This is a genomic window from Methylophaga sp. UBA1464 (assembly GCF_002325665.1).
GTDB lineage: Bacteria > Pseudomonadota > Gammaproteobacteria > Nitrosococcales > Methylophagaceae > Methylophaga.
The window spans coordinates 17186-19059 of record NZ_DCSO01000024.1 but is presented as its reverse complement, the minus strand read 5'-3'; the positions used below and the strand labels follow the sequence as shown (position 1 = coordinate 19059).

Annotated in this window: 1 protein-coding gene; it reads right to left on the bottom strand. The window is 43.4% G+C overall.

The genetic code is table 11. The features are described 5' to 3' along the window. Nucleotides 1-1364 (bottom strand): cytochrome-c oxidase, cbb3-type subunit I (ccoN, locus tag B3O33_RS02555; protein ID WP_292362864.1); only part of this gene is annotated, 1364 nt, incomplete at its 3' end. Nucleotides 1365-1874: the final 510 nt, after the last annotated feature.

The following is a 1874-nucleotide window of genomic DNA, read 5'->3' as shown; positions in this document are numbered from 1 at the left end:
GTCACTGTTACGTTAAACAGCATGACGACCGCACCCAGGAAGAATATCAATCCACCAATTGCACGCATCGCATAATAAGGATGCATTTGAGCTACCGACTCGACAAAGGTATAAGCCAAGTTGCCATATTCATCATAAGCACGCCACATCAAACCTTGCATGATGCCGGATACCCACATTGCAGTGATGTATATAGCGGTACCAATGGTTGCCATCCAGAAATGCAGATTAACCAGTTTGACGGAATACATGGTAGTTCCCCACATACGTTCCACCATATGGTACAGAGCACCAACAGACACCATTGCAACCCAACCTAATGCACCCGAATGAACGTGTCCAATAGTCCAGTCAGTGTAGTGTGACAATGCGTTTACAGTTTTCGAAGCCATAACCGGACCTTCGAAGGTTGACATTGCATAGAATGCCAAAGAAACAATCAGAAAACGCAAGATGTAGTCAGTACGCAATTTATCCCAGGCCCCGCTTAGCGTGAACATACCGTTTAATGCCCCGCCCCATGAAGGAATAATCATCGCCAGAGAAATTGCAGCACCCAATGAACCGGTCCAGTCAGGCAACGCGGTGTATTGAAGATGGTGAGCACCTAACCATACGTAACCAAATACCAATGCCCAGAAATGGATAACGGACAGACGGTAAGAGTAAACCGGGCGATTTGCCTGTTTAGGTACAAAGTAATACATGATGCCAAGGAAGCCCGCCGTCAGGAAGAAACCAACAGCGTTATGGCCCCACCACCATTGAATCATCGCATCCTGAACACCTGAGAAAATAGAATAGGATTTCCACATACTCACAGGAATCGACAAGCTGTTAACCACATGGAGGTAAGTGATCATGATCATCATTGCCAGGAAGAACCAGTTGGCAACATAGATATGTGAAACCTTACGGATGGATAAGGTCATAATGAAATTGAACATGTAACTGATCCAGACCACTGCGATCAGAATATCCAATGGCCATTCCAGCTCGGCATATTCTTTTGACTGAGTTAAACCCAATGGCAGTGTGATAATTGCACCGAGGATAATCAGGTTCCAACCCCAAAAGGTGAACCAAGCCAGTTTATCACTCCAAAGTCTTACGCCTGAGGTACGTTGAACCACATAAAATGCTGTCGCCATCAGGGTTGAACCACCAAAGGCGAAGATTACCGTATTGGTATGCAACGGACGCAAGCGACCAAAGCTGATATAAGGATTATCAAAATTCAGATCCGGCCAGGCTAATTGTGATGCAATAAATACACCCATGCCTGTCCCAGCAACCAAATAGACAACCGCCATGTAGGCGAACCATTTGACCACTTCAAAGTTGTACTGTTGTTTCGCCTGCATAGCGATCACACCTTCTCTCTCATGAAAACTCTTTCACTGCTTCTTTTAATTATTTTCAGAAACAGAACCCAATTTCATACTGCCTAACAATCAAGCCCAATGAATTTTACCGCAAAACAACTATGTTGATGATTTCAAATCCGTGATCCAGATCAATTTTGCTGGTTTTGCTGAGTCTTTTGCCACAGTTTGCTACTTTCGCTAAGACTTTTCCTGCTTAACTATATTCAAACTAGGAGAATTTTCCTGACTTCACTCAGCGTGGTCAAGTTTTAGCATTTAAGCTATTTCAGTATCCGCTAATAAGTAACCTAAAAACAAGGATTTAAACCTTAAGTTTAATATGGGTATTTATCTGGTTATCTGCATCTGTAAGAGGTTCACCCGCACCGCAGTCTGTTTATTTCTAAACACCACCACTGCAACTGGAAATTTTGTTTAACTTGGGGAGTGACTTTAATATGAAAGATTTCCAACACTGCAGGAGATCGGGAAAGTACTCCCAACCTT